The following is a 25,033-nucleotide window of genomic DNA, read 5'->3' as shown; positions in this document are numbered from 1 at the left end:
GGCGGCAGGCGTCCCGGCGGCCCCCGAGAGCGCGTCGGCAAGGCGCAGGGCGGTCGCGCGCGTGCGGCGGTGCGACGCGGCGTCGGCGAGGACGGTCCGCGCGAGGGCCACGGCGTCGCGCGCCCGCCCGACGGCGCCACGGTCGTCGGGAGCGAGGGCTGCGGCCTCGGCGGCGAGGGTCGCGCGCCGCACGGCGAGCCGCGCCGGACCGCTCGGCCGGAACAGGAACCCCGCGACGCACACGGCCCAGGCGACCGCGACGCCCAGGAGCCCGGCGAGCCCCCGGGGTGCGAGGTCGGCGAACGTGGGCGCCCCCGCGAGCCCGGCGCCGGCGGCGAAGACGACGATCGTCGCGCCAGGAGGGCCCGTGCGCAGGAGGTGGCACCACGCGGTCATGCCGCCCGCCAGGAGCGCGACGACCGCCAGCGCGACCCAGGGCGGGGCGCCGGCCGCGGTGACCGCCGTCGTGAGCAGGATCGAGGCGACCATGATCGCGCCGACCACCGCGAGCAGCGCCGCCCGGCGCCGGTACGGGTCGAAGCGCCCGTAGAGCGAGGTCAGGGCCCCGAGGGCCGCGAAGCCCGCGAGGTCCTGGTGGCCGGTCGTCGCCGCGATCACGAGCGTGATCGCGACGCTCGCCCCGCACAGCAGGGCCGCGACGAGCGTGGCGTCGACCGAGGTGAGCCGCAGGGCGGCGCGCAGGTGCGCGGGGTCGAGGACCTCGCGCGCGGCGACGCGGACGGGTGAGCGGCGGCCGGCCGGTGCGGGCGGGGTCGCGGGCGCTCGCCGGGGCGCTGTCGCGGCGGTGGGCGTGGGCGTGGACGGGCGAGCGAGGGGCGTGGAGGAGGGTGGCATCCCGTCCAGGATACGCCTCGTTCGTAGATGTTTCACATGTGAACTATTGAGGCGCAGGCCCTAGGCTGGTCCCGTGGACTACGTGGAGCGCCTGCGGGCGCAGTGGGGCGAACGGCTGCCCGACGTCGACTTCTCGCCCGTCGACTCGATCGGCAGGATCACCAGGATCGCGGCGCTCCTGGCTGAGTCGAGCGACGCGGCCCTCGCGCAACGCTCGCTGACCCGGCCCGAGTTCGAGGTCCTCGCCGCGCTCCGCCGCGCGGGCCGCCCCCTGCGAGCGCGCGAGGTCACGACCATCACGCGCGCGCCCGGCGCCTCGATCACCAAGCGGCTCGACCACCTCCAGCGCGAGGGGCTGGTCGAGCGGACCGTCGTCGAGCGCGACCGGCGCGGGGTGCTGCTCTCGCTCACCGAGGAGGGCGAACGGCTCGTCGACGAGCTCTTCCCCGCCCAGCTCGACCGTGAACGTGCCGCGCTCGACGGGCTCACCGACGACCAGCGGGAACGGCTCGGCGAGCTGCTCGCGATCGTGCTGCGACGCGTGGACCCGGTCGAGTACTGACGTCGTCCCGGGTCGTGCGCACCCAGGACCTCCCTCCGGTCACGACCGACCGCGGGACCCTCGTCACGACCGACCGCGGCACGACGGACCGGACGGCGGGGCGCGGGCGGGGGGGGGGGGGGCCGGGTGACAGCACCCGGCCCACGCCGTTCGTCGGTACGCGCCGAGACCCGCCCTCCCGGGCAGGGGCCTCGGCGAGCGGTCACGCCTGCGGCGGGCGCGTCATCGACAGGACGTCGAGCGCCGTGTCGAGCTGCTCCTCGGTGACCTCGCCGCGCTCGACGAAGCCCAGGTCGATCACGGCCTCGCGGACCGTGAGGCCCTGCTTGACCGAGTGCTTGGCGACCTTGGCCGCCGCCTCGTAGCCGATCACGCGGTTGAGCGGCGTGACGATCGAGGGCGAGGACTCCGCGAGGGCGCGCGCACGCTCGACGTTGGCCGTGATGCCCACGACCGTCTTGTCCGCGAGGACGACCGACGCGTTCGAGAGCAGACGGATCGACTCGAGCACACCGAGCGCGATGACGGGGATCTGCACGTTGAGCTCGAACGAGCCGCTCGCACCGGCCCAGGCCACGGTCGCGTCGTTGCCGATCACGCGCGCGGCGATCATGAGGACGGCCTCGGGCACGACGGGGTTGACCTTGCCCGGCATGATCGACGAACCGGGCTGCAGGTCGGGGATGAAGATCTCGCCCAGACCCGTGTTGGGGCCCGAGCCCATCCAGCGCAGGTCGTTGCAGATCTTCGTGATCGAGACCGCGATGGTGCGCAGCGCACCCGAGAGCTCGACCAGCCCGTCGCGCGAGCTCTGCGCCTCGAAGTGGTCGCGCGCCTCGGTCAGCGGCAGGCCCGTGTCCTCGACGAGCAGCGCGATGACGCGCTGCGGGAAGCCTGCCGGGGTGTTGATGCCCGTGCCGACGGCCGTGCCGCCCAGGGGGACCTCGGCCGCGCGGGGCAGCGCGGACTGCAGGCGCTCGATCCCGTAGCGCACGGCCGCGGCGTACCCGCCGAACTCCTGGCCGAGCGTGACCGGGGTCGCGTCCATGAGGTGCGTGCGGCCCGACTTGACGACCGTCGCGAACTCGGCCGACTTGGCCTCGAGCGCCTCCGCGAGGTGCGTGAGGGCGGGGACCAGGTCGTGCACGACGCCCGCGGTCGCGGCCAGGTGCACCGACGTCGGGAAGACGTCGTTCGACGACTGCGACGCGTTGACGTGGTCGTTGGGGTGGACCTCGCGGCCCAGCGAGCGCGTCGCGAGCGTCGCGAGGACCTCGTTGGTGTTCATGTTCGACGACGTGCCGGAGCCCGTCTGGAAGATGTCGATCGGGAAGTGGGCGTCGTGGACGCCCGAGGCGACCTCGTCGGCGGCGGCCACGATGGCGGCCGCGACGTCCTCGTCGAGCACCCCCAGCTCGGCGTTGGCGCGCGCCGCGGCCTTCTTGACGCGAGCGAGGGCCTCGATGTGGCTGCGCTCGAGAGGAGTGCCCGACAGCGGGAAGTTCTCCACGGCGCGCTGCGTCTGCGCGCGGTAGAGGGCGGCCGCGGGGACGCGGACCTCACCCATGGTGTCGTGCTCGATGCGGTAGTCGGAATCTTCGGCAGAAGTCATGGGCCTAATGGTGCCGCACCGGGACGGGTGTTCTCGAACCGGTCCGGGCACGACCCGCGCGCGGTGCGCCGGGCAGGTCCCGCCCGCAGGCGGGACCCGGGCCTCACACGTCCGGGGTGTCGTCGACGTCGCCCACGACCTCGACGAGCCGGGCGCGGCCGTCCGCGAGCGTGTACTCGACGCCGACGATCGCCAGGCGTCCCTCGGCGACCGCGTCGGCGAGCGCCGCGGAGTAGCCGTGCAGCATGTCCACGGTGTGACGCACGTGCTCGCGGCGCAGCGTGTCGGGGTCGACGGCGGACACGCCACCCTTGCTGCTCGTGATGTTGACGATCGAGGGGATGACCCGGTCGACGACCGCGCGGACGAACCCGTCGGCCTGCTCGCCCGTCGCGAGCGTGTGGGCGGCCGCGGCGATCGCACCGCAGCTGTCGTGGCCGAGCACGACCACGAGCGGCGTCCCGAGGATGTTGACCCCGTACTCGATCGACCCGATCACCGTGGTGTCCAGGACGTGACCCGCGGTCCGCACGACGAACACGTCACCGAGCCCCTGGTCGAAGATGATCTCGGCCGCGACGCGCGAGTCCGCGCAGCCGAAGATCACAGTGTGGGGGTGCTGGGCCACGCTCACCTCGGCGCGGCGCGCGGCGCCCTGCGAGGGGTGCTCCATCTCGTCGCGCACGAAGCGTCCGTTGCCGTCGCGGAGCTGGGCCCAGGCCTCGGCGGGGGTCATGGAGGTGGTCTCGGGGGTGCTGCTCGTCGTCGTCACAACCTCCATGTTCGCTCACCGCGGGCCGTGCCGTGCGCGGCGTTCACGATCTGACCAGACCCCTGGACACCGCGACGTCCGCACCGGGGCGAGCGGCGCCGTCGGGCCTGGTGGAAATGTCCCTCGCGTGGCGAGTCGTCCCCGGACCGGGTACCTCTAGGAGGAGGAACCAACCGAGAACGGGCACAGCGATGCGCCCGTTGGACGAAGGGGAGACCGTGCACCGAAGCACCCGGGCACTCGCCGCGGCACTGGCCGTCGCGACGATCGTGCCGCTCGCCGCGTGCAGCACCGGGGAGGGCTCAGGCCCACCCGTGCTCACCTGGTACATCAACCCGGACAACGGGGGACAGGCCGCGATCGCGGCGTCCTGCAGCGACGCCTCGGGCGGCGCGTACAGCATCGAGACCTCGCTGCTGCCGCGAGACGCCGCGGCCCAGCGTGAACAGCTCGCGCGCCGCCTCGCGGCCAAGGACTCGTCGATCGACCTCATGAGCCTCGACCCGCCGTTCATCCCCGAGCTCGCCGAGGCGGGCTTCCTCGCCCCCGTGCCCGACGACGTCGCGACCGCGACGACCCAGGACGTCGTGCAGGGCGCGATCGACGGCTCGACGTGGAAGGACGAGCTGGTCGCGATCCCGTTCTGGGCCAACACCCAGCTCCTCTGGTACCGCAAGTCCGTCGCCCAGGCCGCGGGGCTCGACCTGACGCAGCCCGTGACGTGGGACCAGATCATGACCGCGGCGCAGGACCAGGACAAGTACCTCGCGGTGCAGGGCGCCAAGGCCGAGTCGCTGACCGTGTGGATCAACGCGCTCGTCGAGTCCGCGGGCGGTCAGATCCTCGAGAACCCCGAGGCGCCGGCCGACGAGCTCACGCTCGGCCTCGAGACCGACGCGGGCCGCGCCGCCGCACGGATCGTCGGCGAGATCGGGAGCTCGGGCCTCGGCGGGCCCGGTCTGCCGAGCGAGGACGAGGCCGCGTCGCTGACCCTCTTCCAGGGGGACAAGGGCTCGTTCATGGTCAACTGGCCGTTCGTCTGGTCCTCGACGCTGAGCGGCGTCGACGCGGGGTCGCTCGACCAGACGCTGCTCGACGACATCGGCTGGACGACGTACCCCCAGGTGGTCGAGGGGCAGGACACGCGCCCGCCCTACGGCGGCATCAGTCTCGGCGTCGGGGCGTTCAGCAGGCACACCGACCTGTCCTACGAGGCCGCGCAGTGCATCGTGAGCGCCGAGAACCAGGCCGCGTACTTCGTGTCCGACGGCAACCCCGCGGCGAACACCGCGGCCTACGACGACCCCGCCGTGCAGAAGGCCTACCCCATGTACGACGTGATCCGGCAGTCGCTCGAGCAGGCCGCGCCCCGGCCGCAGACGCCGTTCTACAACGAGGTCTCCACCGGGCTCCAGCAGACCTGGTACCCGCCCGCGAGCGTGACCGAGGACGGCACGCCCGTGACCTCGACCGACTTCATCACCGCCGTCCTGCGAGGGGAGCGACTGCTGTGAGCACCGACACCCGGGGCGCGCACCCGGCCCAGCCGTCCAGGCCCGAGCCGGACCCCGCGCCCGACCTGACTCCCGACAAGAAGGCCAAGGCCGCGCGCAGCGACCGGGCCCGGGCCGAGGCCCGTCTCGGCTGGTACCTCGCCGGGCCCGCGTTCGTCGTCATGCTGGCCGTGACCCTCTACCCGATCCTCCAGGCCGTCTACGACTCGCTGTTCAACTACAAGCTCACGGCCCCCGACGACCGCTCGTTCGTGGGCCTCGGCAACTACGTCGTGATCCTCACCGACCCCGTCTGGTGGCGAGACTTCGCGGTGACGTTCTTCATCATGGTCGTGTCCGTGGTCGTCGAGCTCGTCCTGGGCTTCGCGCTCGCGCTCGTCATGCACCGCGCGATCAAGCGCCTGCGCGGTCTCCTGCGCACCGCGATCCTCGTGCCGTACGGCATCATCACCGTGGTCTCGGCCTTCGCGTGGTTCTACGCGTTCGACATCACGTCCGGCTACGTCAACAGCTGGTTCGACTGGGTGCCCGGGATCGGGCCGGACCTCAACTGGTTCGCCCACCAGGGCACGAGCCTGTTCGTCATCATCGCGTCCGAGGTGTGGAAGACGACGCCGTTCATCTCGCTCCTGCTGCTCGCGGGCCTCGCTCAGGTCCCGGGCGAGCTCGAGGAGGCCGCGAAGGTCGACGGCGCCACCGCCTGGCAGCGCTTCTCGCGCGTGATCGTGCCCAACATGAAGGCCGCGATCATGGTCGCCGTCCTGTTCCGCGCGCTCGACGCGTTCCGCATCTTCGACAACGTCTTCATCATGACCAACGGCGCGAACAACACGGAGGTGCTGTCCTTGCTGGCCTACCGGACCTCGATCGGGCAGCTCCAGATCGGCATGGGCTCGGCCATCTCGGTCCTGCTGTTCCTGTGCGTGATCGGGATCTGCTTCGTCGCGATCAAGCTGTTCAAGGTGGATCTGGCCGGCGCGAGAGGGGAGCGATGATGGGTAGCGTCCTGAGCACCCGGGCCCGCGTGTGGTGGGCCGTCATCACGGTCGTCGTCCTCGTGGGCGCGCTGTTCCCGGTCGTCTCGATCCTCATGACGAGCTTCAAGGGACCGAGCGACCTCAACTCCGGCACGTTCCTGCCACCGCAGTGGAGCACCGACAACTACGAGCAGATCCTGTCCTCGGGCGGCTCGGCGCAGGAGCTGTTCCTGTCGGCGCTGCGCAACTCGGTCGGCATCTCGCTCATCGCGACCGTGATCGCGGTCGTCCTCGCGACGCTCGCCGCGTACGCGATCGCGCGCCTGAACTTCCCGGGCAAGCGTCTGATCCTCACGACCGCGCTGGGAGTCTCGATCTTCCCCGTGGTCTCGATCGTCACGCCGCTGTTCAACCTGTGGCGCAACATCGGCCTCTACGACACGTGGCTCGGCCTGATCATCCCGTACCTGTCGCTCACGCTCCCGATCTCCATCTGGACCCTCGCGGCGTTCTTCCGCCAGATCCCGTGGGAGCTCGAGCAGGCCGCGCAGGTCGACGGCGCCACGCCGTGGCAGGCGTTCCGCAAGGTCATCGTGCCGCTCGCCGCACCCGGCGTCTTCACGACGGCGCTCATCGCGTTCTTCATCGCGTGGAACGACTTCGTGTACGGCATCTCGCTCACGTCCACGAGCGCCGCCCGGCCCGTGCCGGCCGCCCTCGCGTTCTTCACGGGCGCGTCCTACTTCGAGGAACCGACGGGCGCGATCTCCGCCGCGGCCGTGGTCGTGACCATCCCCGTGGTGATCCTCGTGGTGCTGTTCCAGCGGCAGATCGTCTCGGGCCTGACGCAGGGGGCGGTCAAGGGATGAGCGCCACGACCTGCCCGACGGCGCCGCCCACCCCGCGTGAGCGCGTCGCCCGTGCGTACGGGCCCGGGTCCGCTCCCGGGCCTGTGCCACGGCCCCGCACCCGTACCCTTCGCCGCCCGTCCCCCGACCGAGGAGAGAGCTGATGGCCTCCATCACCCTCAAGAACATCGTCAAGAAGTACGGCGACGGGTTCCCCGCCGTCCGAGGAGTCAGCATCGACATCTCCGACGGCGAGTTCGTGATCCTCGTCGGCCCCTCGGGCTGCGGGAAGTCGACGCTGCTGCGCATGATCGTCGGCCTCGAGGACATCACCTCGGGCGACCTCCTGATCGACGGCGACCGCGTCAACGAGAAGGCACCGCGCGACCGCGACCTCGCGATGGTCTTCCAGAACTACGCGCTCTACCCGCACCTGACCGTCGCGGAGAACATCGCGTTCCCGCTGCGCCTGACCAAGGGGAAGTTCAGCGACGCCGAGATCCGCGAGAAGGTCGAGCACGCCGCCGACCTCCTCGACCTGCGCGAGCACCTCGACCGCAAGCCCGCCAACCTGTCCGGCGGGCAGCGCCAGCGCGTCGCGATGGGCCGCGCGATCGTGCGCGACGCCAAGGCGTTCCTGTTCGACGAGCCGCTGTCCAACCTCGACGCCAAGCTGCGCGGCCAGATGCGCACCGAGATCGCGCGGCTCCAGCGACGCCTCGCGACCACGACCGTCTACGTGACCCACGACCAGACCGAGGCCATGACGCTCGGCGACCGCGTCGCCGTCCTGCGCAAGGGCGAGCTCCAGCAGATCGCGAGCCCGCGCGCGCTCTACGAGCAGCCCGTCAACCTGTTCGTCGCGGGGTTCATCGGGTCACCGCCCATGAACTTCCTGCCCGGCGAGGTCTCCGGGAGCAGCATGGAGCTGCCGTTCGGCACGTTCGAGCTGCCCGAGCGGATCGTCTCGGCGATCGGGGAGCGTGAGCTCGTGATCGTGGGCCTGCGCCCCGAGCACTTCGAGGACGCGCGCCTCGTCGACCCGTCCAAGAAGGACCGGGGGCGGACCTTCGACGCGCAGATCGACGTGACCGAGTGGCTCGGCGCCGAGCTCTACGCCTACGTGCCGTTCGAGATGCACGCCTCGGTCGCGGCCCAGCTCGAGGAGCTCGACCGCGAGCTCGACGGCGAGGGACTGCGCACCCAGTTCGTGGTCGCGCTCAACTCGGCGTCCCGCGTGCGCGACGGCGACTCGACCGAGCTCTGGTTCGATCCCGACAAGATGATGGTCTTCGACCCCGAGACGGGCGAGAACCTCACGCACGACCAGGACGAGGTGGACCGGCTCGACAAGGAGAACGAGGAGGACCGGCGCGCCTCGCTCGAGCGGGCCCAGGCGCAGTCCGAGGGGCAGGCGCGCAAGAGCGCCTGACCCGGTGCCGGTCAGTCGTCCTCGGTGCCGGCATCCTGAGCGTCGACCGGGGCGGACGGTGCGCCGTCCGCCGCGCGAGCGGACGCGAGGCGCTCGCGCGCTCCGTCGAGCCATTGCTGGCAGCGGGCTGCGAGGGCCTCGCCGCGCTCCCACAGGGCGAGCGAGGCCTCGAGCGGTTCGCCGCCCGCCTCGAGGCGGGACACGACCTGAACCAGCTCGTCGCGCGCCTGCTCGTACGTGAGCGTCGCGACGTCGGCGGGGGGCGGGGTGGTGCTGCTCATGGTGGAGGGCCTTCCTGGTGCTGAGGGTCTGTGGTCGTCGGTGCGTGGAGGGCTGGGCGGGCTGGGCTCGGGCCGGCCGGGGGGCTCGGTCAGCGCACGGTCGCGTCGATCGCGCCGCTCGCGAGCCGCACGTGCAGGGCGTCGCCCGGGCTCACGTCGTCGGGGGAGCGGACGATCCCGCCGTCGGGCCCGTGCACCACGGCGTAGCCGCGCTCGAGCGTCGACGCGGGGGACAGGGCGCGCACCTGGGCCGCGAGGCGGTCCACCTCGCCGTGAGCGCGCAGAAGGATCGCGTCGAGCGAGCGCCTGGCCCGGTCCCGGGCCGCGAGCACCTGCTGCTCGCGCGTGGAGATCATGGTCTCGGGGGCGGCGAGCACGGGTCGCGAGCGCGCGCTGTCGAGCCGGGACTGCTCGCGCTGCAGCTGGTGCGTGATCGCGGCCCGGATCCGAGACCGCGCCTGCAGGACGCGCGCCCGCTCCTCGCCCACGTCGGGCACGATGCGCTTGGCGGCGTCCGTCGGGGTCGAGGCGCGGTAGTCCGCGACCAGGTCGAGGAGCGGGGTGTCGGTCTCGTGGCCGATCGCGCTGACCAAGGGCGTGCGGCACGCGGCCGCGGCGCGGACGAGCGCCTCGTTGCTGAACGGCAGGAGGTCCTCGACCGCGCCACCGCCGCGCGCGACCACGATCACGTCGACGTCGGGGCGCGCGTCGAGCTCGGCGATCGCGGCGCTCACCTGCGAGACCGCGCTCGCGCCCTGCACCGCGACCTCGCGGATCTCGAAGCGCACCTGGGGCCAGCGCGCGCGGGCGTTGACCACGACGTCGTGCTCGGCCTTGGACTCGCGCCCGCACACGAGCCCCACGACCGCGGGCAGGAACGGGAGGGGGACCTTGCGGTCGGCGTCGAAGAGGCCCTCGGCCGCCAGGATGCGCTTGAGGTGCTCGATCCGGGCCAGGAGCTCACCGATCCCGACCGTGCGGACCTCGCTCGCCTGGAGCTGGAACGACCCGCGCTTGGGCCAGAACACGGGCTTGGCGTGGACGACGACGTGCGCCCCCTCGGTCAGGGGAGTGCTCGCGGACTCGAAGACCTTGGCGAGCGCGGCGACCGGGAGCGACATGTCGGCGTCCGTGTCGCGGAGCGTGAGGAAGGCCATCGAGGCGCCGGGACGACGGTTGAGCTGCACGACCTGCCCCTCGACCCAGACGGGGGACATCCGGTCGATGTACGCCGTGATCTTGCTCGACAGGAGCCGGACGGGCCACGGGTGCTCGGCGCTCGTGTCGAGGGCCCGGACGGGGAGGGCGGTCGGCTGTGCGGGGGAGGCCGGGGGGCTGGTGGGGTCGGCGGGTCGGTCGGTCACGGGGTCAAGCCTGCCTCATGGGTGTGACAGCCGCCGAGGGCGACGTGCAAGACCCCCGAGGGTGACGCCCGCGCCCGCCGAGGGCGACGCGCGCGTCACCCTCGAGCGCTCACTCGGTCGCCGTCGGCAGTCCGCCCGGTCGCCGTCGGCAGCCGGCACGGTCACGCTCGGCGCGGCGGCCCGGTCCGTGAGGATCCTGTGGAGTTGCTGCCAGGACATGGCCCGGACCGCGCCCGGACCCACCCGCCGGGCCCGCCACCGAAAGCCCGTCGCCTAGACTCGTGACGTGACTTCCCCGACTGGTAAGCGTGTCCTCCTCGCCGCCCCCCGCGGCTACTGCGCGGGCGTCGACCGTGCCGTGATCGCGGTCGAGAAGGCGCTCGAGCACTACGGCGCCCCCGTGTACGTCCGCAAGGAGATCGTGCACAACAAGTACGTCGTCGAGTCGCTGAGCGACAAGGGCGCGGTCTTCGTCGAGGAGACCGACGAGGTGCCCGAGGGTGCGCGCGTCGTGTTCTCGGCCCACGGCGTCTCGCCTGCGGTCCACGAGGCGGCTGCCCAGCGCAACCTCCAGACGATCGACGCGACCTGCCCCCTGGTCACCAAGGTGCACAAGGAGGCCGTGCGTTTCGCGGCGGACGACTACGACATCCTGCTGATCGGCCACGAGGGCCACGAGGAGGTCGAGGGCACCGCGGGCGAGGCGCCGGACCACGTCCAGATCGTCAACTCGCCCGACGACGCCGCGAACGTCACGGTCCGCGACCCGGAGAAGGTGGTCTGGATCTCGCAGACGACCCTGTCGGTCGACGAGACCATGGAGACGGTCGACCGTCTGCGTGAGCGTTTCCCGACGCTGCAGAACCCGCCGTCGGACGACATCTGCTACGCGACGCAGAACCGTCAGGTCGCGGTGAAGAAGCTCGCGCCCGAGTGCGAGCTCGTGATCGTGGTCGGTTCGGCGAACTCGTCGAACTCGGTCCGTCTCGTCGAGGTGGCACTGGGGGCCGGCGCGGACGCGTCGTACCGGATCGACCGCGCGCAGGAGATGGACGAGTCGTGGCTCGACGGTGTCACGACGGTCGGTGTGACCTCGGGCGCCTCGGTACCGGAGATCCTCGTCAACGACGTGCTCGCGTACCTGGCCGAGCGTGGATACGGCGAGGTCCAGGAGGTCCGCACGGCGACCGAGGACCTCATGTTCTCGCTCCCCAAGGAGCTGCGCGCCGACCTCAAGGCCGCGGGCAACGCGCCGGCACGCCCGCGCCGTGAGAACCGCACGTCGCTCTCGGTCGAGCCCGTCTGAGCCGTTCGCACGTCGAGGCCCGTACCGGATGTTCCGGGACGGGCCTCGTCCGTCCCCGGGGCGTCGCGGCGACGGACCTGCCGCCCCGTGTGGGGTCGGGCCCGTCACCGTCGGTGGCCCAGCCCGTCACCGTCGGCGACGGGGCACGTCACCGTCGGCGGCTTGGCGCGCCATCGTGCAGGTATCGGCCCGACGGCGCCGCTCACCGGGCGCGTGCGTCACCCCACGGCGACGCTCACCCGGGCGTCAGGACGCGTCTGCTCCCCGGTCGCGCTCGTGCCGCCCGGGGGCGTTGATGGTCCCGAGCATTCCGGCGTCGAGCGGGTCCTGCTCGGCGGCCTCCGCCGGATCGGTGCCCGCGCGCGATCCCGTGGCGATCTCGTCGATCGCGACGAAGTTCTCGTGGACGGACGCGAGGAGCTCGGGGGCGCTCACGGCGCTGAGCTGGGGGTTGGCCACGGCAGGGCTCTCGAGGTCCTCGTCGACGACGTTGAGGTCGGCGAAGCGGCGCGCGCTCACGAGGACCCGTGTCTCGAGCGAGGCGACGGTGCGGTTGTAGGACTCGGCGGCGCCCTGGATGGATCGGCCGAGCTTGGCGAGGTGGCTGCCCATGACGGCGAGGCGGCCGTGGAGCTCCTTGCCGAGCGTGAGCACCTGCTGGGCGTTCGCGGCGAGCGCGTCCTGCCGCCAGGCGTACGCGACGGTCCGCAGCAGGGCGATCATCGTCATGGGCGCCGCGATGATGACGTTCTTCGCGACCGCGTACTCCAGGATCGACGGGTCCTGCTCGATCGCGGCGGACAGGAACGACTCGGCCGGGACGAACATGACGACGAACTCGGGGGCCGGGCTGAACTGGTCCCAGTACCGCTTTCCCGCGAGGTCGTCGATGTGCTTGCGGAAGTGGCGGGCGTGCGCGGCGAGGCGTTCGGCGCGCACGCGGGGGTCGGTCGTCTGCTGGGCGTCGAGGTAGCCGAGGAAGGCGACCTTGGCGTCGACGACGACGTTCTTGCCGCCCGCGAGCCGGATGACCATGTCGGGGCGCAGCGCGCCGTCGTCGGTCGTGACCTGGTCCTGCTCCATGAAGTCGACGTGGGGGATCATGCCTGCGGCCTCGACGACGCGGCGCAGCTGGAGCTCGCCCCATGCCCCGCGGACCTGCGAGGAGCGCAGGGCGGTGACGAGCTGGGACGTCTCGGCGCGCAGCGCCTCGGAGTCGTGGCGCATGCCGCGGACCTGCTCGGCGAGCGTGCCGTGGGCCTCGCGGCGAGCCTGCTCGGCGGCGGAGACCTCGGCCTTGACCTGGTCGAGGGCCTTGCTGAGCGGTTCGACGAGCTGCTGCACGGCCTGCTCGCGCTTGGCGAGCTCGGCCTCCCCGACCTGCTGGCTGCGCTTGAAGCGCTCCTCGGCCTGCGTGAGGAACTGCTCGGAGCTGGTCGCGAGCGCCTTGCGGGCGAGGGCCTCGAACTGGGCCTCGAGCCGGGCCTGGTCGCCACGGATCTCGGCCAGGCGCTTCTCGGAGCCGGCGCGCAGGTCCTCGATCGACCGTTCGTGGTTGGCGCGCTCGATGTCGAGGCGCTCGTCCGCGGCGCGCTCGGTGCTCGCGAGCTGGCGTCCGAACGCCTCGCGCTCGGTGCGGAGCTGGCGCTCGAACCCTTCGCGCTCGGCCGCGAGCCGCTCGGCGAGGCCCGCTCCGCGTGCGGCCTCCTGCTGGGCCTGGGCCAGCAGCCCGGTGAGCCGACCGATCTCGGCGCGCCCGGAGTCGGGGGAGGTGCGGCGTGCGAGCCAGCCCAGGAGGGCCCCCACGAGGAGTCCGACGACGAGCATGAGCCACGGCAGGGCGTTGTCCATGCCCGCACTCTGCCAGGTGCCACCCACAGGGTGCGGGGAGCTGCGCCGTCGGGCGCGTCGCCGGGCCTGCGAGACCGCGTGCACGGGTGAATCCGGCTCCCACCTGGAAAGACATGACATATCTCCTGGGGGGACACCGCCCGGCTCCACTAGGTTTGTCCGTATGGCCCACGAACCTGAGCCCCGCGACCAGCTCCCACCCCTTGCCGACGCAGCGCCCGCGTACCCCGCAGCGCCTGCCGCGCCCGTCCTCGCTCCCGCGACGCCCACGCCCCCGACCCACGCGGCGGGCACCGCCCCCGCGCTGTCGGTGCGCGGGCTGTGGAAGAAGTTCGGCGAGAAGATCGCCGTGGCGGGTATCGACCTCGACGTCCCGGCGGGCTCGTTCTACGGGCTCGTCGGCCCCAACGGCGCGGGCAAGACGACCGCGCTGTCGATGGCCACGGGTCTGCTGCGCCCGGACTTCGGCTCGGTCCACGTGCACGGCCTGGACCTGTGGGCGAACCCGCTCGAGGGCAAGCGCCTGCTCGGCATCCTCCCGGACGGCGTGCGCCTGTTCGACCGGCTCACGGGCGCCCAGCTCATCACGTACGCGGGCCTGCTGCGCGGCATGGACCGCGAGACGGTCGCCGAGCGCACCGCGGACCTGCTCGAGGCCCTGGGCCTGGCGGCCGACGCGAACACGTTCGTGGTCGACTACTCGGCGGGCATGACCAAGAAGATCGCGCTGGCCTCGGCGCTGATCCACGCCCCGAACCTGCTCGTCCTCGACGAGCCGTTCGAGGCCGTCGACCCGGTCTCCGCGGCCAACATCCGCGAGATCCTCAACGGCTACGTCGCGAGCGGCGGCACCGTGATCGTGTCCTCGCACGTCATGGACCTGGTCCAGCGCATGTGCGACCACGTCGCGGTCATCGCGGGCGGGCACGTGCTCGCGGCCGGGACCGTGGACGAGGTCCGCGCGGGCCAGAGCCTGGAAGACCGCTTCGTCGACCTGGTCGGCGGGCGTCAGACCACGGAGGGGCTGTCGTGGTTGCGCACCTCGTAAGGCTCAAGCTCACCCTCCTGCGCAACACGCTCAAGAAGAGCGTGTGGCAGACGGTGGGGCTCGTCCTCGGCATCCTCTACGGGCTGGGCGTCATCTCGATGGCCCTGATCGGCCTGACGGTCCTGGGCACCACGGCCCCCGAGATGGCGGGCCAGATCATCACGATCGTCGGGTCGGTCGTCGTGCTCGCGTGGTGGATCGTGCCGCTCTTCGCGTTCGGCGTGGACGCGACGCTCGACCCGCAGCGCTTCGTGACGTTCGCGGTGCCGCAGCGCCAGCTCCTCGCGGGGCTCGCGGTCGCGGGTCTCGTGGGCATCCCGGGGATCGTGACGCTCGTCGCCTCGGCCGGCACGGCGCTCGCGTGGTGGCGTTCGCCGCTCGCGGCCCTGGCCGCGCTCGTGGGCGCGCTGCTCGCGGTCGCGCTGTGCGTCGTCGGGTCCCGTGCGACGACGACCGCGCTCGCGCCGCTGCTCGACTCGCGGCGCTACCGCGAGGTCCTGTCGATCGCGGCGTTCGTGCCGCTCATGCTCGCAGGGCCGATCATCGGCTGGGCGACGTCGGCGATCGCGCGCGGGCAGGAGGTGCTGCCGGTCATCGCGGACGTCCTGGGGTGGACGCCGTTCGGGGCGCCGTGGGCGGTCGCGTCCGCGGTGTCCGACGGCGCCTGGGGCCTCGCGCTCGCGCGGCTCGCCATCGCGGTGGTCGTCCTGGTCGCGGCGTGGGTCGTGTGGGACCGCGCGCTCGCCAAGGCGCTGGTCGCGCCGCACGGCGGCGCCTCGGCCGGCAAGTCCAAGGGGCTCGGCTGGTTCGACCGGTTCCCGGCGACCCCCGTGGGCGCCGTGGCGGCGCGCTGCCTGACGTACTGGTTCCGCGACCCGCGCTACTCCGGGTCGATCGCCGTGGTCCCGCTGCTCCCCGTCCTGCTGTGGTTCGTCGGGTCGAGCATGGGGATCGACGGCGGGGACGGGTTCAAGGAGCTCATGCTCGTGCTGGGCCCTGTCACGGCCTTCACGTTCGGGTTCGCGATCTCGGCGGACGTCGCGTACGACCACACCGCGTTCTGGACGCAGGTGTCGTCGGGCGTGAGCGGGTTCGCGGACCGCGCGGGCCGTGTGCTCGCGGCCGCGGTCATCGGGGTGCCGGTCGTGCTCGTGTTCGCGGTGGCCTCGGTCGCGTTCACGGGCCGGTGGGACCTCCTGGTCGCCACGATCGGCCTGAGCCTGGGCGTGCTGGGTGCGGGGCTGGGGGTGTCGAGCGTGGTCTCGGCGCGCCTGCTCTACCCGGTGCCGAAGCCGGGGGACAGCCCGTTCAAGTCGCCGCAGGGCGCTGCGATGGCGACGCTCGTGGCGCAGATGATCACCATGCTGGTCCTCGCGGCCCTGTGCCTGCCGGCGGCGGGGCTCGCGCTCACGAACGTCCTGACGGGGGCGGCGGTCTGGGGCTGGCTCACGCTCGTCGTGGGCGTCGGTCTCGGGGTCGTGTTCCTCGTGATGGGCATGCGCTGGGGCGGCCGCCTGGTCGACCAGCGGGGCCCGGAGCTCCTCCAGCAGGTCATGAGCTACAAGTAGGCGTCTCCCGCAGCGGCCCGACGGCGCCGCTCGCCCAAGGCGCGCCCGTGCAGCAGTGCACGTGGCCGCCCGGGGCGGGCGGCGCCGTCGGGCCGTCTGCCTGCCGACCGCCTGCTCCGGTGCGAGCGGCGCGCGCGGTCGCTCGGCGTAGACTCAGGCCCCGTGGCTCTAACAATCGGCATCGTCGGCCTGCCCAACGTCGGCAAGTCCACCCTCTTCAACGCCCTGACGCGCAACCAGGTCCTCGCCGCGAACTACCCGTTCGCGACGATCGAGCCGAACATCGGCGTCGTGTCCCTCCCGGACCCGCGGCTGAACAAGCTCGCGGAGATCTTCGGCAGCGAGCGCATCCTGCCCGCGACCGTGTCCTTCGTGGACATCGCGGGCATCGTCAAGGGTGCGAGCGAGGGGGAGGGGCTCGGCAACAAGTTCCTCGCGAACATCCGTGAGGCGGACGCGATCTGCCAGGTGACCCGCGCGTTCGACGACCCCGACGTGATCCGCGTCGAGGGCTCGACGGACTCGGCGGACGACATCGAGACCATCAGCACCGAGCTGATCCTCGCGGACCTCCAGACCCTCGAGAAGGCGCTGCCGCGTCTCGAGAAGGAGGTCAAGATCAAGAAGGGCGACCCCGTCCTGCTCGCCGCGGCCCAGAAGGCGCAGACGCTGCTCGAGCAGGGGATCACCCTGTTCCAGGGCGCGAAGTCCGCCGGGCTGGACCTGGCCGAGATCGCGAGCCTGCAGCTCATGACGGCCAAGCCGTTCATCTACGTCTTCAACACCGACGACGCGGGCCTCGTGGACGAGGACCGCAAGGCCGAGCTGCGGGCTCTCGTCGCGCCGGCGCAGGCGATCTTCCTGGACGCCAAGTTCGAGTCCGAGCTCGTCGAGCTCGAGCCCGAGGAGGCCGCCGAGATGCTCGCCGAGACGGGCCAGGAGGAGTCGGGCCTCGACCAGCTCGCGCGCGTCGGCTTCGACACGCTCGGCCTGCAGACCTACCTCACGGCCGGGCCCAAGGAGTCGCGCGCCTGGACGATCCGCAAGGGCTGGACCGCTCCGCAGGCGGCCGGGGTCATCCACACCGACTTCGAGCGCGGCTTCATCAAGGCCGAGGTCATCTCGTTCGACGACCTCGTCGAGACCGGCTCGGTGGCGGCGGCCCGTGCGGCGGGCAAGGCCCGCATCGAGGGCAAGGACTACGTCATGGTCGACGGGGACGTCGTGGAGTTCCGCTTCAACGTCTGAGCCCTTCGGCCTGGCCCCGCGGGCCGCTATGAGGTCTGCCACATTCGCCGGATATGGGACGGGCGCCACCGCATCGTGAGACGCGGGCGGCGCTCGTTCCATGTTTCCGGTCCGTTACGTACCGGTTTCTCCGGGTATCGAATGGGAAACAGCACCGTACCGGCCAGTATCAACTCGGTAACGATCGACCGCTCGAAAGGTGCAACCGGGTGAAGTCGCCCATCTTGGTCGGTACCGTTGCCCCAAACCAATGGTGGGTCTCCCGCGAGTGTCGCCGAGCTCCGCGCGCAGTGCTGCTGCGGAGCACGTCGACGGGGAACCCACCATCCCCTTGAGGAGGAACATTGAAGATCTCACGGAAGTCTGCGGCTGTCGCAGCCGTGGCGGCGAGCGCACTGGCGCTCTCCGCGTGCGCCGGTGGGTCCGGCGACGGCAACAGCGACGACGGCGCGGGCATCAACGACAGCGAGAGCGTCAACATCGCGTGGAACCAGCCGTTCTACTCGTACAACGGCAACTCCATGACCGGTAACGCCACGGCGAACAACGTCGTGCTGTACCTCATGCGTGCCGGCTTCAACTACTACGACGAGGACCTGAACCTGGTTCAGGACGAGTCGTACGGGACGTACGAGAAGGTCTCCGACGACCCGCTGACGATCAAGTACACCTACGCGGACACCGCCGGCTGGTCCGACGACGTCGCGGCCGGCCCCGCCGACCTCCTCCTCGAGTGGGTCGCCCAGACCGGTAAGTACAACAACATCGAGCCGGTGTACGACGAGGAGACCGGAGAGGTCACCAACCAGGCCGAGGTCGACGCCGGTGTCTACTTCGACGCCTCGTCCCCGGGCATCTCGCTCGTGACCGACGTGCCCGTCATCGAGGACAACTCGATCACGTTCACGTACTCCAAGCCCTTCGCCGACTGGGAGACCGCGATCTCCCCGAACCTCCCGGCCCACGTGGTCGGGCAGCGTGCGCTCGGCATCGAGGACGCGACCGAGGCGAGCGACGCCGTCGTCAAGGCCATCCAGGACGGCGACGTCGCGAGCCTGCAGAAGATCGCGAACGTCTGGAACAAGGACTTCAACTACGCCGAGCTCCCCGACGACGAGAACCTCTACCTCTCGAGCGGCGCGTACGTCATGACGGACTTCGTCAAGGACCAGTACGTCACGCTGAAGGCCAACGAGAAGTACAAGGGCGAGCACAAGGCCGGCATCGACCAGGTCACCATCCGCTACAACGGCGACCCGATGGGCCAGGTCCAGGCGCTGCAGAACGGTGAGGTCGACCTCATCAACCCGCAGTCCACGGCCGACATCCTCTCGGCGGTCAGCGCTCTCGACGGCGTCAAGGTCGAGTCCGCGACCGAGGGCACGTACGAGCACGTCGACCTGCAGTTCTCCAACGGTGGGCCGTTCGACCCGAACACCTACGGTGGCGACGCCGAGAAGGCCAAGAAGGTCCGCCAGGCGTTCCTCAAGACCATCCCGCGTCAGCAGATCATCGACAACCTGATCAAGCCGCTGAACCCGGACGCTGAGATCCGCAACTCGTACACCACGGTCCCCGGCTCGCCCGCGTACGACGACATCGTCGCCGCGAACGGCCAGTCCCAGTACGACGAGGTCGACATCGAGGGCGCCAAGGCGCTCCTGGCCGAGGCCGGCGTCACCTCGCCCGTCTCCGTCCGCCTGCTGTTCGACCCCAACAACACGCGTCGTGTCAACCAGGCGCAGCTCATCACCGAGTCGGCCGCCCTCGCGGGCTTCACGGTCGCCCCGTACCAGGTCCAGACCGACTGGGGCACCGACCTGAGCAACGCCAAGTCGTTCTACGACGCGGCGCTCTTCGGCTGGCAGTCGACCTCGACCGCCGTGACCGAGTCGGACGCGAACTACCGCACCGACGCGACGAACAACCACTACGGGTACTCCAACCCCGAGGTCGACGAGCTGTTCAACCAGCTCCAGACCGAGACGGACCCGGCCGAGCAGACCCGTCTCCTCGGCGAGGTCGAGAAGCACCTCGTCGACGACGCGTTCGGCGTGACCATCTTCCAGTTCCCGGGCGTCACCGCCTGGAACGAGTCCAAGATCTCGGGCGTCAAGCCGCTCACGATCGCCCCGGGCATCTTCTACGGGTTCTGGGACTGGAAGACCGGCAACGCCGAGGCCAGCAAGTAGTACCGACTCCGTCAGGTGAGACGAGTCGCGGGCGGGGGGGGGGCGCTCCCCACCCCCCGCGCGCGGAAGATCTCCTCGGTCGGAGACGACGAGAGGGCGCCGGAGCACCCATCCGGCGCCCTCGCGCGTGCCTGCACACGCCGGCCAGCAGTATCCGCCGTGCATCGACTGCCGGGCCGCGGAATAGAATGACTCGCTGATCGCGAGTCCTCAGTCGTCTGCGAGGTTTACCCCAACGTGTTGACGTTCATTACGCGCCGCCTTCTGGCCGGCATAGCCACGCTGTTCGTGGCCATCTTCATGATGTACCTCCTGGTCGATCTGGCGATCGACCCCTTGGCCGACCTCCAGGAGTACCGCGGAGCGGACAAGGCCGCGAAGATCGCGGCGCGCGAGGACATGCTCAACCTCGACACCAACGTCGTGGTGCGCTTCTTCCAGTGGCTCGGCCACGTCTTCCAGGGAGACTTCGGCGTCGCCTGGCGTTCGGGCCAGGACGTCGGCACGCTCGTGTCGCACGCGATCGGCTCGACGCTGCAGCTCGTGACTGCCGCCACGGTCCTGTCGCTGATCCTCGGTGTCTCGGTCGGTATCGTCAGCGCCCTGCGCCAGTACGCGACGTTCGACTACCTGATCATCTTCCTGTCCTTCCTGCTCTACTCGCTGCCCTCGTTCTGGGTCGCCGTCCTCCTCAAGCAGTGGGGGGCCATCGGGTTCAACGACTTCCTCGCGGACCCCAACCTCTCCATACCGGTCCTGATCGTCGTCGCGGCGCTCATGGGCCTGCTGTGGGTGCTCGCGATCGGCGGGTCGGTCACGCGCAGGCTGCAGACCTTCGGTCTCGCCTTCGCGGCCACGCTCGGCGTCATGCTCTACGTGCAGCTCACGGACTGGTGGGCCGATCCGCAGCTCGGCCCGGTGCTGATCGCCATCACCGGGGTCGGCTTCGCGTTCGCCCTGACGGCGGTCTCTGCCGGCCTGCGCAACCGCCGTGCCCTGTACACGGCCCTCGCGACCGTGGCCATCGGCGTCGCCCTCTACTACCCGCTCCAGGGCTTCTTCGACTCGGTCGCCCCGAGCCACCTCATGATGTTCGGGCTCGCCATCGTCGCGATCGGCGTGGGCGTCCTGGTCGGCTTCCTCTTCCGCGGACCCGACTGGGGTGTCTCCGCGAGGACCGGTGGCATCACGGCGTTCGTGATCGCGGCGATGATCTACATCGACCGCGTCATGCAGGTCTGGCCCGCGTACGTGAACTCGAACGCGATCGGTGGGCGTCCCATCGCGACGTTCGGTGACCGGACGCCGAACCTCGGCGGCAACTACTGGGTGCAGGTCCTCGACCAGTACACGCACCTGCTGCTGCCGACCCTGACGCTGATCCTGGTCGCCTTCGCGGGCTACACGCGTTACTCGCGCTCGAGCATGCTCGAGGTCATGAGCCAGGACTACATCCGCACGGCTCGGGCCAAGGGGCTGAGCGAGCGAACCGTCATCATGCGCCACGGCTTCCGCAACTCGTTGATCCCGCTCGCGACGATCGTCCCGATCGACGTCATCACGCTCATCGGTGGCGCGGTCGTCACGGAGCGGATCTTCAACCGGCCGGGCATGGGTGCGCTCTTCCTCAACTCGCTCCAGGAAGCCGAGATCGAGCCGGTCATGGCCTACCTCCTGATCACCGCTGCGCTCGCGATCATCGCCAACATCGTGGCGGACCTGATCTACGCTGCCCTCGACCCACGAATTCGGGTGAACGCATGAGTACCCCTCTGAACCCCCAGAACGGCGAACCGGACTCGGTCACCATCGAGAACGCGATCGAGCTCAAGGACGTGGAAGGCCTGTCGCAGGGCCAGATCGTCCGCAGCCGGTTCTTCCGGCACAAGGGCGCCATGGTCGGCCTCGCGGTCCTGATCTTCGTCGTGCTGCTCGCCTTCACCTCGGTGGGCTTCGGCCCGGTCCCGGGATGGTGGCCGCAGGGCGGCGGGTCGGGCAAGGTCATCAACCCCGGAGGGGCGCCCACGATGAGCCTGCCCACCTGGCTGGGAGGGAGCGGCTTCGCCATCGGCGAGCACCCCTTCGGTCAGGACGAGAACGGGCACGACATGTTCTACTACGTCATGAAGGGCACCCAGACGTCGCTCGGCGTCATGTTCACCATCGGCGGTATCGCCTGCGTGCTCGGTGTCCTGATCGGCTCGCTGTCGGGCTTCTTCCGTGGTCGCACGGACGGCATGCTCATGCGTTTCACGGACCTCGTCATCACGGTCCCGACCATCGTCATCGGTGCTGTCATCGGCAAGATGGCCGGATCCTTGAGCGCGGCGATCTTCGGTGCCGCCCTCGGCCTGATCCTGTGGCCGAGCCTGGCCCGACTGGTGCGCGGTGAGTTCCTGAGCCTGCGCGAGCGGGAGTTCGTCGACGCCGCCCGTGTGGCCGGCGCCTCGAACACCCGGATCATCTTCAAGCACATCCTGCCGAACGCGATCGGTGTCATCATCGTCGCGACGACGCTGCTCATGAGCTCGGCGATCCTGCTCGAGACCGCGCTGAGCTACCTGGGCTTCGGCATCCAGTCGCCCGACATCTCGCTCGGCCAGCTCATCAACCAGTACCAGTCGTCGTTCGCGACGCGGCCCTGGCTGTTCTGGTGGCCCGGTCTGTTCATCGTCGTGATCGCGCTGTGCATCAACTTCATCGGCGACGGTCTGCGCGACGCGTTCGACCCGCGCCAGAAGCGGATCCCCTCCCAGAAGAAGATGGACCGCGCTGCCGCCGGCTCGCACGAGACCACCATCCCGATGCAGGCCCAGGGTGGCCACGTCGGCCTGGGCGGCGGGAGCTGACATGACCGGCCTCACGTCACCGGTACCGACGACCCCCCGCGGGGCGCCGTCGGTACCGGTGGCGTGCTCAGCCGAGCTGCGGCGCGAGCACCCCGAGGGTCGTGAGCACCACGAGGCCGGCGACGGTCGCGACGTGCCACGTCGTGCGGGGCGTGAGCCCGTGGTCGTCACCGTCGAGGTGCCCCGCGGAACGCAGCGCCTCGTAGCGTTCTCCGATCACGAGCGCCACCGCGTCGGCGTTGGCCCCGCTGACCAGCCGGTCACCGACCATGCCCTTGCTGGGGTCCACCGTGCGGGGGTTTCGCAGCCTCGCCACGGAGCCGCTGCTGGCGGGTGCGGCCCACGCCGTGAAGGTGCCGCTCGTCGTGGTCACCTTGAGCGCGAGGTGCGAGTCCACGCTCCGGAAGGTGGGCCACGGGACGTGCACGGTGCGCAGCACGTTGCGCAGCACGATCTCGCCGTCGCTCACCTGGACCTCGGGGTACCAGAAGAGCGCCCAGACGACCAGCACCGCGAGCAGCGGCCACGCGCCGTAGCGCAGTACTTCTTCGACGCCCCCCGACGTCGCGAGGCTGACCAGGGTGACGAGCGCGACCAGCGCTGCGGCACCGGTCAGTATCCGGCCGTACGTCGACCTGAAAACGTGTGTGGGTCCCATGGGCCCATACTCCCAGAGATGCAGACATCGACCGGAGCGCTGACCAGCGCCGACGTCCGTCGCATACAGGAAGGATCCTGATACCTGTGGCAATCGAGACAGCACCCCAGGCGGCATCGGCGCCCACCGGCGAACCCGTGCTGACCGTCCGTGATCTCGGCGTCGACTTCTACGTCGACGGCGAGTGGTTCCCCGCCGCGTCCGGCGTCAGCTACGACGTGCACCCGGGCGAGGTGCTCGCGATCGTGGGCGAGTCCGGTTCGGGCAAGACGCAGTCGTCGATGTCCCTCATCGGGCTGCTCCCGCCGAACGGTCGAGCGACCGGCAGCGCGAAGCTGGGCGACCGCGAGCTCATCGGGATGTCCACGAGCAAGCTCCGCCACATCCGTGGCAAGGAGATCTCGGTGATCTTCCAGGAGCCCATGACGGCGCTCAACCCGGTGTACACCGTCGGGTTCCAGATCGTCGAGACGCTGCGCACGCACTTCGACATGGGTCCCAAGGACGCCAAGAAGCGCGCGATCGAGCTGCTCACGCTCGTGGAGATCCCCGAGCCGGCGCGCCGGTTCGACTCCTACCCGCACCAGCTCTCGGGCGGTCAGCGTCAGCGCGCGATGATCGCGCAGGCCCTGGCGTGCGACCCGCGCCTGCTCATCGCCGACGAGCCGACCACGGCCCTCGACGTCACGGTGCAGGCCGAGATCCTCAAGCTCATGCGTGACCTGCGTCACCGCATCGACTCGGGCATCATCCTCATCACCCACGACATGGGCGTCGTCGCCGACATGGCGGACCGCATCCTCGTCATGAAGAACGGCCTGGTCGTGGAGGAGGGGACGGCGGCGCAGATCTTCTCCGCGCCCCAGCACCCTTACACGCAGCGTCTGCTGGACGCGGTCCCGCACCTGGGCACCGCACGTGCCGAGGTCGTCGAGCCCGCGCAGCAGGTCGTCGACGAGCGCCCGGTCGTGCTCGAGGCCAAGAACATGGTCATCGAGTACCCGGGTCGTGGCCGCGCTCCGGGCTTCCGCGCCGTCGACGAGGTCAACCTGACCATCCGTCAGGGTGAGGTCGTCGGTCTGGTGGGCGAGTCCGGGTCGGGCAAGACGACGATCGGCCGCGCGGTGGTCGGGCTCCTGCCCGTCACGGGTGGCGAGCTGACGATCGTCGGCCAGAACATGGTCGGCGCGCGCTCGCGCGACCTGCGCCCGCTGCGCAACCAGGTCGGGATCGTCTTCCAGGACCCGGGCTCGTCGCTCAACCCGCGTCTGCCGATCGGTGAGTCCATCGGCGAGCCCCTCATGCTCCACAAGGGCATCAAGGGCAAGGCGTTGAGCAACGAGGTCGAGCGTCTCCTCGACCAGGTCGAGCTGCCGCGGGCGATGCGCAACCGCTACCCGCACGAGCTCTCGGGTGGCCAGCGTCAGCGCGTGGGCATCGCCCGTGCGCTCTCGCTCGAGCCCAAGCTCCTGGTCGCGGACGAGCCCACGTCGGCGCTCGACGTGTCGGTCCAGGCGAAGGTGCTCGACCTGTTCCAGGACCTGCAGCGCGAGCACGGCTTCGCGTGCCTGTTCATCTCGCACGACCTCGCGGTCGTCGAGATCCTGTCCGACCGGATCGCGGTGATGCACCACGGCAAGCTGGTCGAGGTCGGGGACACGGCGCAGGTCGTCAACTCCCCGCGGGACGACTACACGCGCCGCCTGCTGGCCGCGGTGCCCGTCCCGGACCCCGAGCAGCAGCGCGTGCGCCGAGAGGCCCGCGACCTCCTGCTCGTCAACGAGGCCAAGGACATCGCCCAGGACGAGTCGAGCGAGGTCGACGCGCTCCTGCGTTCACAGGTCGACCGCCGCGAGAACATCGAGGGCGACCGCATCCCGCAGCAGCCCTGACCTCGCACAGCACGGGTGAGATGCCCGACGACGGCACGCGCCGTCGTCGGGCATCTCGCGTTGTGGCGGGGCGAGGGACGGGTGTGACGGAGCACCCTCTCCACCCACTGGCTCGCACCCGGTAAGATAGCCGTGCCCGGACGACGGCGCGCGCGTGCTCTGCGCGGGCGGCGCCCGTCCGCCGGCCACCAGCTCCGGGGCGGA

General features: G+C 70.8%; 19 protein-coding genes and 1 pseudogene. 13 read left to right on the top strand and 7 right to left on the bottom strand.

The window, feature by feature from the left end; all coding sequences use genetic code 11:
* Nucleotides 1–855 (bottom strand): annotated as a pseudogene (locus tag H9652_RS02155) (hypothetical protein); the annotation flags it as partial.
* 73 nt (nucleotides 856–928) lie between these two features.
* Between H9652_RS02155 and H9652_RS02150 the strand changes: the two are divergent.
* Nucleotides 929–1,417, top strand: coding sequence for a MarR family winged helix-turn-helix transcriptional regulator (locus H9652_RS02150; protein ID WP_191794433.1), 489 nt, complete (start codon nucleotides 929–931; stop codon nucleotides 1,415–1,417).
* Between the two features lie 202 nt (nucleotides 1,418–1,619).
* Here the strand turns inward: H9652_RS02150 and H9652_RS02145 are convergent, their stop codons facing one another.
* Complete coding sequence (locus tag H9652_RS02145) at nucleotides 1,620–3,029, bottom strand: class II fumarate hydratase (RefSeq protein WP_191794432.1); 1,410 nt, start codon at nucleotides 3,027–3,029, stop codon at nucleotides 1,620–1,622.
* Nucleotides 3,030–3,132: 103 nt separating this feature from the next.
* Entirely contained in the window at nucleotides 3,133–3,765 is a 633-nt protein-coding gene (locus H9652_RS02140) for a carbonic anhydrase (RefSeq protein WP_138827280.1), read from the bottom strand.
* Between the two features lie 254 nt (nucleotides 3,766–4,019).
* Between H9652_RS02140 and H9652_RS02135 the strand changes: the two genes are divergently transcribed.
* The 4 genes from H9652_RS02135 (at nucleotide 4,020) to H9652_RS02120 (ending at nucleotide 8,572) form a co-directional block, all read left to right on the top strand.
* Nucleotides 4,020–5,315, top strand: coding sequence for an extracellular solute-binding protein (locus H9652_RS02135; protein ID WP_318243945.1), 1,296 nt, complete (start codon nucleotides 4,020–4,022; stop codon nucleotides 5,313–5,315).
* A 65-nt stretch (nucleotides 5,316–5,380) separates the two neighbouring features.
* Nucleotides 5,381–6,310: a carbohydrate ABC transporter permease gene (locus H9652_RS02130; RefSeq protein ID WP_225226531.1), complete on the top strand. Its 930-nt coding sequence runs from the start codon at nucleotides 5,381–5,383 to the stop codon at nucleotides 6,308–6,310.
* Nucleotides 6,307–7,161 (top strand): carbohydrate ABC transporter permease, encoded by an 855-nt coding sequence (locus H9652_RS02125; protein WP_191794430.1) that lies wholly within the window; start codon nucleotides 6,307–6,309, stop codon nucleotides 7,159–7,161. Before H9652_RS02130 ends, H9652_RS02125 begins: the two co-directional genes overlap by 4 nt.
* A gap of 142 nt (nucleotides 7,162–7,303) precedes the next feature.
* On the top strand, nucleotides 7,304–8,572 hold the full coding sequence (locus H9652_RS02120; protein ID WP_191794429.1) for an ABC transporter ATP-binding protein: 1,269 nt from the start codon (nucleotides 7,304–7,306) through the stop codon (nucleotides 8,570–8,572).
* A gap of 11 nt (nucleotides 8,573–8,583) precedes the next feature.
* Here the strand turns inward: H9652_RS02120 and H9652_RS02115 are convergent, their stop codons facing one another.
* Together H9652_RS02115 and xseA are read right to left on the bottom strand one after the other, a co-directional pair.
* Nucleotides 8,584–8,853, bottom strand: coding sequence for an exodeoxyribonuclease VII small subunit (locus H9652_RS02115; RefSeq protein ID WP_191794428.1), 270 nt, complete (start codon nucleotides 8,851–8,853; stop codon nucleotides 8,584–8,586).
* A gap of 89 nt (nucleotides 8,854–8,942) precedes the next feature.
* Nucleotides 8,943–10,217 carry an exodeoxyribonuclease VII large subunit gene (gene xseA / locus H9652_RS02110; RefSeq protein WP_191794427.1) on the bottom strand — a complete coding sequence of 425 codons (1,275 nt, stop codon included), beginning with the start codon at nucleotides 10,215–10,217 and terminating at the stop codon, nucleotides 8,943–8,945.
* A gap of 286 nt (nucleotides 10,218–10,503) precedes the next feature.
* Between xseA and H9652_RS02105 the strand changes: the two genes are divergently transcribed.
* Nucleotides 10,504–11,523 (top strand): 4-hydroxy-3-methylbut-2-enyl diphosphate reductase, encoded by a 1,020-nt coding sequence (locus tag H9652_RS02105; RefSeq protein WP_191794426.1) that lies wholly within the window; start codon nucleotides 10,504–10,506, stop codon nucleotides 11,521–11,523.
* Between the two features lie 246 nt (nucleotides 11,524–11,769).
* Here the strand turns inward: H9652_RS02105 and rmuC are convergent, their stop codons facing one another.
* Nucleotides 11,770–13,374, bottom strand: coding sequence for a DNA recombination protein RmuC (gene rmuC / locus H9652_RS02100; protein WP_225227576.1), 1,605 nt, complete (start codon nucleotides 13,372–13,374; stop codon nucleotides 11,770–11,772).
* 163 nt (nucleotides 13,375–13,537) lie between these two features.
* On the opposite strand from rmuC, the gene H9652_RS02095 reads away from it, so the two are divergent.
* The 6 genes from H9652_RS02095 (at nucleotide 13,538) to H9652_RS02070 (ending at nucleotide 22,279) form a co-directional block, all read left to right on the top strand.
* The gene (locus H9652_RS02095; protein WP_191794425.1) at nucleotides 13,538–14,422 is read left to right on the top strand and encodes an ABC transporter ATP-binding protein; all 885 of its coding nucleotides are present in this window, start codon (nucleotides 13,538–13,540) and stop codon (nucleotides 14,420–14,422) included.
* On the top strand, nucleotides 14,404–15,990 hold the full coding sequence (locus H9652_RS02090; protein ID WP_191794424.1) for a hypothetical protein: 1,587 nt from the start codon (nucleotides 14,404–14,406) through the stop codon (nucleotides 15,988–15,990). The genes H9652_RS02095 and H9652_RS02090 overlap by 19 nt, the downstream gene beginning before the upstream one ends.
* Nucleotides 15,991–16,152: 162 nt before the next feature.
* A complete protein-coding gene (ychF, locus tag H9652_RS02085) occupies nucleotides 16,153–17,238 on the top strand; it encodes a redox-regulated ATPase YchF (protein WP_191794423.1) in 1,086 nt (361 codons plus the stop codon).
* Nucleotides 17,239–17,582: 344 nt separating this feature from the next.
* Nucleotides 17,583–19,430: an ABC transporter family substrate-binding protein gene (locus tag H9652_RS02080; RefSeq protein ID WP_191794422.1), complete on the top strand. Its 1,848-nt coding sequence runs from the start codon at nucleotides 17,583–17,585 to the stop codon at nucleotides 19,428–19,430.
* Nucleotides 19,431–19,667: 237 nt separating this feature from the next.
* Entirely contained in the window at nucleotides 19,668–21,194 is a 1,527-nt protein-coding gene (locus H9652_RS02075) for an ABC transporter permease subunit (RefSeq protein WP_191794421.1), read from the top strand.
* Nucleotides 21,191–22,279 carry an ABC transporter permease gene (locus H9652_RS02070; protein WP_191794420.1) on the top strand — a complete coding sequence of 363 codons (1,089 nt, stop codon included), beginning with the start codon at nucleotides 21,191–21,193 and terminating at the stop codon, nucleotides 22,277–22,279. The genes H9652_RS02075 and H9652_RS02070 overlap by 4 nt, the downstream gene beginning before the upstream one ends.
* Before the next feature lie 67 nt (nucleotides 22,280–22,346).
* Here H9652_RS02070 and H9652_RS02065 read toward each other — a convergent pair whose 3' ends face one another.
* Nucleotides 22,347–22,937 (bottom strand): PH domain-containing protein, encoded by a 591-nt coding sequence (locus H9652_RS02065; RefSeq protein WP_191794419.1) that lies wholly within the window; start codon nucleotides 22,935–22,937, stop codon nucleotides 22,347–22,349.
* Nucleotides 22,938–23,023: 86 nt separating this feature from the next.
* On the opposite strand from H9652_RS02065, the gene H9652_RS02060 reads away from it, so the two are divergent.
* On the top strand, nucleotides 23,024–24,829 hold the full coding sequence (locus tag H9652_RS02060) for an ABC transporter ATP-binding protein (RefSeq protein WP_191794418.1): 1,806 nt from the start codon (nucleotides 23,024–23,026) through the stop codon (nucleotides 24,827–24,829).
* Nucleotides 24,830–25,033 lie beyond the last annotated feature (204 nt).

The sequence above is a fragment of the Oerskovia rustica genome, from assembly GCF_014836555.1.
Taxonomy (GTDB): domain Bacteria; phylum Actinomycetota; class Actinomycetes; order Actinomycetales; family Cellulomonadaceae; genus Oerskovia; species Oerskovia rustica.
Note: the sequence above shows the minus strand (reverse complement) of the source record. Positions and strands in the feature narration are given on the sequence as shown.